The sequence below is a fragment of the Nitrosomonas sp. genome (assembly GCF_020852615.1).
GTDB lineage: Bacteria > Pseudomonadota > Gammaproteobacteria > Burkholderiales > Nitrosomonadaceae > Nitrosomonas.
Genome location: NZ_JADZAJ010000004.1, coordinates 1 through 7,300, shown reverse-complemented (window position 1 = coordinate 7,300; position 7,300 = coordinate 1). Strand labels below are relative to the sequence as shown.

The window sequence follows — 7,300 nt, the reverse complement described above, 5'->3', positions numbered from 1 at the left end:
TGACCTACCGTCATCCGGAAGGCTATTATCTTGGCCCGAACGTGGAATGGTCGCCCGAAAAATATTACGTGGATCATGCCAATACGGTGTATGCAGACTCCTACGCGCTGTTGGGTTTCAAGATCGGTAAACGGAGCAAAGCCGGCTTTTCCTGGTTTGCTGAAGCGCGTAATCTGACCAATCGCAAATATGCAGCCACCACCGGTGTGATTGACAATGCGAAAGGAATAGATCAGGCTCAATTTTTGCCTGGGGATGGGCGCTCCTTCTTCGCGGGTCTGGAATATCGCATGTAGCCTGTCCGTTTTTCCTGCCGGCTGCCGGCTGGCAGGAACGGATGCTTAAGGAACCTTTGAAAAAGATTGGTGAGGCAGTCAATTCAAGGCAAAAGCTGATAACTTTTAACGCAGAAATGACAATACAGATAGTTTTTCAGGGGGTCCCCTAATTCCAATGGAGTGAAGATGTCAGTTAAACATTTCATGACGGCAATGGTTATTGCCGCGGTTTCTGCGGCAATTCCTTTTGCTCAGCCTGTGGCACAGGCAGCAGAGCATGCACATGATGCCAAACCCAAACCCAAACACGACATGAACAAAATGTGGGCGGAAATGCGGGCGAAAACGACCGGCATGGCCGTTTCCGCAGCAGCGGATGAAAAAGGGGGGCTATGGCTGGTACGCATGCAGGAGGGTCATATTAAGGTGAGCCACTCGGAAGATGGTGGCAAGCATTTTTCTGAAGGTGTGACAGTAAACCCGCAGCCTGAGGCGATTCTGGCAGAAAACCAGAACCGGCCGAAGATCGCTGTGCGTGATGGTGTGATCGCAGTAACCTGGGTACAGGCATTGCCGAAGGTATTTGCCGGTAATATCCGCTTTGCGTACTCGGCTGATGGAGGGCGCACTTTCTCCACACCAGTGACCGTGAACGATGATCATGGTGAAATCAGCCACGGTTTCAGTGCATTGACACTGGGTGAAGGCGGCCGCGTGACACTGGTCTGGTTTGATGGACGTGAGCGTGAAGCAGCTGGCAAGACCGGACAGAAATATGTGGGCAGTGCGGTTTACTATGCGGTATCCGAGGATGGGGGCAGGCATTTTTCTGCCAACCGGAAATTGGCGGATCACGCCTGTGAATGCTGCCGGATCAGCATGACGCTGGATCATGGTGGCGTGCCGGTGGTGTTCTGGCGACATATATTTGAAGGCAGTATTCGTGATTTTGCACTGGCACGGCTGGATTCACAGCCCAGGGTATTGCGGGCAACCGAGGATGGCTGGGAAATCAATGCCTGTCCACATCATGGCGGTGATATTGCTGCAGATGAAACCGGGAGCTATCACCTGGTATGGTTTACCGGAAACCCGCAGAACCCCGGGTTATTTTACCGGCGTGCTGATGACGGGAAGATGACCGCACCACACGCATTTGGCAATCTTGATGCGCAACCAAACAACCCGGCTGTATTTGCGGAAGGCAGGAAGGTGTATCTGGTCTGGCGTGAATTTGATGGCAGTAACTATCAGTTGATGACCTCCATTTCAGCTGATCGGGGGGATACCTGGTCAGAAGCGCGTATTGTGGCAACAACCGGTGGTGCGGCTGATCTGCCAGTATTTGTGGCGGGAGCGCATAAGCCACTTGTGGTGTGGAACAGCACAAGAGATGGTGTGCGTCTTTTTGATCTGAGGGGGTGATTTTATGATGCGTCATTTGCTGGTGATATTGCTGCTGGTGGTAGCTGCTACGGCTTCAGCAGCGGAAGGGGTGCGGCATTTCGTGACGGGCAGTATGGCAACAATTCAGGAGGAGCACGCAGGCAAACCTTTTGTGCTGTTTCTCTGGTCGCTGACGTGTACCTATTGTCCCACCGAGCTGAAAATGCTGGGTGAATTCAGGCAGCAGCATCCGGAGTTGAATCTGGTGCTGATTGCGGCAGATACGCCGGAAGAGGAGCCCGAGATCGTTTCGCATCTGGCTGATTACGGACTCAATCAGACTGAGCGCTGGGTATTCGCCGAGGAGATGCCGGAGCGGTTGCGTTTTGAGATCGACCGGCGCTGGTATGGTGAAGTCCCGCGCACTTATTTTTATGACCGGAATCACCTGCGCGAAGTCAAAACCGGGCTGGTGGGCGAGGAATATGTCAAAAACTGGCTGGTGCGTGTTGAAGCGAACACTTCATCAGCCGGTAAGTGAGCATTCAAACGAGTATTCCGGTTTTTCTGTAAACACCCTCCACATTTTTTTCGGGCAGATCGTTCATTTGTGTTGAGCTGATCTGCCTTTCCGGTATTCTGTTGTCATTTTGCTGTTATGCCCCGCCTGATAAAACAGCAGCCACCCCTGTCAATGACTGCTGTTCAGGCGATCCGGTGCTTTTGTGCAATCTGTTTTTCCGGCGGCAACAGTGACAGCTTGCTCTTTGGGGTTCATGCTTGTAATCTTTTTTAACAGGATCGATCCTGCTCATATGACGGGCAGGTGGTGTTTGCCCTGAAATCTGATCATGCGGGAGGTATCTTGAGCAGTCCATTTATCGTAAGAAAAGCCGCAGTACTGGGAGCAGGTGTCATGGGCGCCCAAATTGCCGCTCATCTCGTTAACGCTAATATAGAGACGTTGCTGTTCGAATTGCCGGCTGATTCCGGGAACCCTGATGCCAATGCGCAGAAGGCGATTGAGCGGCTGAAAAAACAGGATCCCGCACCTTTATCGGTGATCGACCGGGCAAACTGTATCGAGCCGGCAAATTATGAGCAGCATCTGGAAAAGCTGGGTGACTGTGATCTCGTGATTGAGGCCATCGCAGAGCGGCTGGATCTGAAAGCGGTGCTGTACGAAAAAATTACGCCTTACCTGAACGATCAGGTGATTCTGGCCAGCAACACTTCCGGCCTCTCCATCAATCAGCTGGCTGCGGCAGTTCCTGAGTCTCTGCGTTCGCGGTTCTGCGGGGTTCATTTCTTCAACCCGCCACGTTACATGTATCTGGTGGAGCTGATTCCGGGTGAGCACAGTGATCAGGGCATGCTGGATACACTGGAAAGTTTTCTGGTGACCAGTCTGGGTAAAGGGGTTGTCCGTGCCAAGGATACGCCTAACTTCCTTGCTAACCGGGTAGGGGTTTTTTCCATGCTGGCGACCATGCAGCATGCCCGGCAATTCGGGTTGAGTTTTGATCTGGTGGATAAGCTCACTGGTGCGCTGATTGGTCGGCCGAAAAGTGCCACTTTCCGCACTGCTGATCTGGTGGGACTGGATGTGCTGGTGCATGTCGTGCAAACCATGCAAGACGGCCTGACAGAAGACCCCTGGCACGGGCATTATGTTATTCCCGACTGGCTGCAGATGCTGGCTGATCGCGGTGCGCTCGGGCAAAAGAGCGGTAAGGGGGTGTATCAGAAGGAGGGTAAGGATATTTATGTGCTGAACCCGGCAACAGATACGTATGAACTGGCGCAAAGTGAAGTGGACAGCGAAATTGAGGCATTGCTGAAACAGGAAGATCCTGCCGCCCGGTTTGCGGCACTGCATGATCACCCGCATCCGCAAGCCCAATTTTTATGGGCGGTACATCGTGACCTGTTCCATTATTGCGCCGTTCATCTCGCCTCAATTGCTGATAACGCGCGTGACCTCGATCTGGCGATACGCTGGGGGTTTGGCTGGGAGCGAGGGCCTTTCGAGATCTGGCAGGCAGCAGGATGGAATACCGTAACTGACTGGATTGAGGCGGACATTGCTGCCGGCAGGGCGATGGTTCAGGTGCCATTGCCGGAATGGGTGCAGGCAGTTGGGCAAGGTGCTGCCCGGGGAGTGCATGCACAGACAGGTTCCTATGCGCCGGTAATACATAATCTGCAGTCGCGTTCGCAGTTGCCGGTGTACCGGCGGCAGCCATTCCCGGACAGGCTGGCGGGAGAAGAAGCCGTTTATGGTGAAACGGTTTTTGAAACGGATGCGTTGCGTATGTGGCACACCGGAGATCAGGTTGCCATTGTCAGTTTTAAAACCAGAAAACACACAATCGATAATCTGGTATTGCAGGGGATGCAGCGAGCGATTACCGAGGCGGAGCACCATTTTCGCGCGCTGGTGATCTGGCAGACCGAGCCGCCGTTTTCGTTGGGTGCCAATCTGAAAAAGGCAACCGAGCGGCCCAAAACTGAAGCGCCATTGGTGCCGATTGCCCCACCAGCTCCCCCGTCATTTTTTGAAAAACTTTTCAAACGCGCCAGAAAGGCGACAGAAGCGGCTGTACTGCAGGCAGCGCGCAGCCTGGATATGGCCGATGTGCTGATGGCCGGGAAACTGGCTGAAGTGGAAGGGATGATTGCCCATTTCCAGCAGGTCTCTCAGCATCTCCGTTACAGCATGATACCCACTGTGGCGGCTGTTGATGGGCTGGCGCTGGGTGGAGGATGCGAGTTTGTCATGCATTGCGACCGTGCAGTGGTCACGCTGGAAAGTTATATTGGCCTGGTAGAGGCAGGTGTGGGGCTGCTGCCGGCAGGGGGAGGGTGTAAGGAATTTGCATTACGTGCTGCGCGTAATGCCATTGATAACGATCCTTTTCTGTATCTGAAACATTATTTCCAGACAGTTGCAATGGCACAGCTATCCAAAAGTGCAGAACAGGCGAAGGTATTGCATTACCTGAAACCGGCTGATGTGGTTGTCATGAACCGTCTCGAACTGCTGCATGTTGCCAAAACACAGGCACTGGCTCTGGCAGAAGCGGGCTATCGTCCGCCATTGCGCCCGCGCCAGATTGTGGCAGCAGGTGCTACAGGAATTGCCACACTCAAAAGTTCAATGGTCAACCTGCTGGAAGGCGGGTTTATTTCCGAGCATGACTATCTGGTTGGCAGCCAGATCGCACATGTTATGTGCGGTGGTGATATTGTTGCCGGCAGCCGGGTAGATGAAGAATGGCTGTTAAAGCTGGAACGGACAGCCTTTATTGAGCTGCTGGCAACCGAAAAAACCCAGGCTCGCATTGCGCATACCCTGAAAACCGGCAAACCGCTGCGTAACTGAGTCGTGGTTTGGTGAGATAAAAATTCAAGTATTGAGGAGAAGCTGATGACCAGACAGGTACAGGATGCTTATATCGTAGCCGCGACACGCACGCCGGTGGGTAAGGCGCCACGGGGTATGTTCAGGGATGTGCGGCCGGATGATTTACTGGTACACGTGTTGCAGGCGGTGCTGAAGCAGTGTGAAGGGCTCGATCCGGCCGCTGTTGAGGATGTGATCGTTGGCTGCGCCATGCCGGAAGCGGAACAGGGGATCAATGTCGCGCGGGTGGCGTTGCTGCTGGCGGGGCTGCCCGTTAGTGTGCCAGGTGTAACAGTCAACCGGTTTTGTGCCTCCGGTCTGCAGGCAGTTGCCATGGCAGCAGACCGCGTCCGGCTGGGAGAAGCGGATGTCATTATTGCCGGCGGGACCGAAAGCATGAGCATGGTGCCGATGATGGGTAACAAGGTTGCGATGAATCCGGCGTTGTTCAGGCAGGATGGGCAGGTTGCCATTGCCTATGGCATGGGTATTACAGCCGAGAAGGTGGCGGAACAGTGGAAAGTCAGCCGTGAGGAGCAGGATGAATTTGCGCTGGAAAGCCATCACCGGGCGATACGTGCCATCGAACAGGGTGAATTTAAAGATGAAATTGCACCTTATCCCGTCCACGAGAACAGACCGGATCCGGGTACGCATGAAATCATCGGCTCATCTGTCGTCCGGGATACCGATGAAGGGCCCCGGGCAGATACCGGCCCGGAAGCACTCGCCAAATTGCGCCCGGTATTTGCTGCAAAAGGATCAGTAACTGCCGGTAACAGTTCGCAAATGTCGGATGGTGCGGGTGCTGTGATGGTGGTGAGCGAAGCAGCGTTACAGCGTTTTAACCTGGCGCCGGTCGGGCGTTTCATCGGTTACACAGTGGCTGGGGTGCCACCGGAAATCATGGGCGTGGGTCCGGTCAAGGCGATTCCCAAAGTACTGCAACAAACCGGAATCCGACAGGATGACCTTGACTGGATCGAGTTGAACGAGGCGTTTGCTGCGCAAAGCCTGGCAGTCATTCATGACCTTGGGCTGGATCGTACAAAAGTTAACCCGCTGGGTGGAGCCATTGCACTCGGCCACCCGCTGGGCGCAACTGGCGCAATTCGTGTCGCAACACTGCTCAGCGGATTACGCCGTCACAAACTCAAATATGGCATGGTTACCATGTGCATCGGTGGCGGGATGGGCGCTGCCGGTGTGTTTGAAGCGCTGTAATCCGCTTCTTTAAAACCGGGCAGGTGCCCGGTATCTTGTTAATGACCAGACTGGTGCCGCAGCCTGCCCGTAAACACCTGTTCATTATGGACAGAATAGGTGGCTTCTCCCTGGTGTTCCCACCATTCATTTATTCCCGAGGTGTAACGCGCACCTGATGCAGACACTGCAAGATTAAGAATTTCCGTCCTGCCATCCGGGAAGGTAAGCGTAACCGTGTCATCATCCCGATAAACTGCCTGCACCGTCTGCCCGGAATCTGAAACGAAAATTACCGGGCTGATGATCGAAACTCTGGGGTTGGGGGTTGATAGCGGTGTGCAGGACGTTATGACACTGAAAAATGAAAAGACGACAAGGAAGTGGAGATTGTGCTGCATAGCAATGTCGATCCAGGTGGTTTTATAACGAATAATGTACTTTTGTTTCCTCAAGCGTCATTTTACCTTCTGCCTGAAAACGTCGGATAAGAGATTCCAGTTGTATGGATGTGAGTGGGTTTTTTGCATTGTTAAGTGCCGTTTGCATCGTACCTGATTCTTTTTAAGTGAAATATCCGAAACACTGAAAGCCGGGATTTCAGCAGATTGCCGTTTCTGACGTTAATACCGGCAATATTTTTGTCTGCCGGAAATATCAGGGTTTTTCCCTTCCCGTCCGGTCATTCGGTTATTTTTGAGTTGTGATAAATCAGTGCTAATCGGGATATACAGCCTTGCATTCGTATTCGGCACACTCTGGTTGTTGCAGCAGCCGGTTTTACCGGAGATGTACCGGGCGATTGGGCTGATTCCCATGGTTCTGACGGCCTTAATCCTTCCTCAATTTAAATTGCGTTTTTCTGTATGGGTCAGCAGGTGTCTCCTGTTTACTGCCATGCTGGGCGCCGGTTTTTTCTGGGCTGCGTTATGGGCACAGATCAGGCTGACGGATGAGTTGCCGCATAAATGGGAAGGAAAAAATGTTGTGGTTACTGGTGTTGTTCCGGAAATGCCGCAATTTTCCC

The 7,300-nt window shown here is 53.2% G+C and carries 6 protein-coding genes; 5 read left to right on the top strand and 1 reads right to left on the bottom strand.

Annotation, left to right across the window (positions count from 1 at the left end; all coding sequences use genetic code 11):
- The 5 genes from IT527_RS00160 to IT527_RS00140 all read left to right on the top strand — a co-directional run.
- The coding region (locus IT527_RS00160) for a TonB-dependent receptor (RefSeq protein ID WP_292964890.1) at positions 1-296 on the top strand (296 nt) is incomplete at its 5' end.
- A 168-nt stretch (positions 297-464) separates the two neighbouring features.
- On the top strand, positions 465-1,703 hold the full coding sequence (locus IT527_RS00155; RefSeq protein ID WP_292964887.1) for a sialidase family protein: 1,239 nt from the start codon (positions 465-467) through the stop codon (positions 1,701-1,703).
- A gap of 4 nt (positions 1,704-1,707) precedes the next feature.
- Positions 1,708-2,205, top strand: coding sequence for a TlpA disulfide reductase family protein (locus IT527_RS00150; RefSeq protein ID WP_292964884.1), 498 nt, complete (start codon positions 1,708-1,710; stop codon positions 2,203-2,205).
- Between the two features lie 324 nt (positions 2,206-2,529).
- Positions 2,530-5,049 (top strand): 3-hydroxyacyl-CoA dehydrogenase/enoyl-CoA hydratase family protein, encoded by a 2,520-nt coding sequence (locus IT527_RS00145; protein ID WP_292964881.1) that lies wholly within the window; start codon positions 2,530-2,532, stop codon positions 5,047-5,049.
- Positions 5,050-5,094: 45 nt separating this feature from the next.
- Complete coding sequence (locus IT527_RS00140; protein WP_292964878.1) at positions 5,095-6,294, top strand: acetyl-CoA C-acyltransferase; 1,200 nt, start codon at positions 5,095-5,097, stop codon at positions 6,292-6,294.
- Positions 6,295-6,332: 38 nt separating this feature from the next.
- On the opposite strand, the gene IT527_RS00135 is transcribed toward IT527_RS00140, so the two are convergent.
- Positions 6,333-6,674 carry an MliC family protein gene (locus tag IT527_RS00135; RefSeq protein ID WP_292964876.1) on the bottom strand — a complete coding sequence of 114 codons (342 nt, stop codon included), beginning with the start codon at positions 6,672-6,674 and terminating at the stop codon, positions 6,333-6,335.
- Positions 6,675-7,300 lie beyond the last annotated feature (626 nt).

What these genes read in the sequence shown, in the direction of transcription:
- IT527_RS00155 (WP_292964887.1), top strand. Translation starts at nt 465, where the DNA reads ATGTCAGTTAAACATTTCATGACGGCAATGGTTATTGCCGCGGTTTCT.
- IT527_RS00150 (WP_292964884.1), top strand. Translation starts at nt 1,708, where the DNA reads ATGATGCGTCATTTGCTGGTGATATTGCTGCTGGTGGTAGCTGCTACG.
- IT527_RS00140 (WP_292964878.1), top strand. Translation starts at nt 5,095, where the DNA reads ATGACCAGACAGGTACAGGATGCTTATATCGTAGCCGCGACACGCACG.
- IT527_RS00135 (WP_292964876.1), bottom strand. Translation starts at nt 6,674, where the DNA reads ATGCAGCACAATCTCCACTTCCTTGTCGTCTTTTCATTTTTCAGTGTC.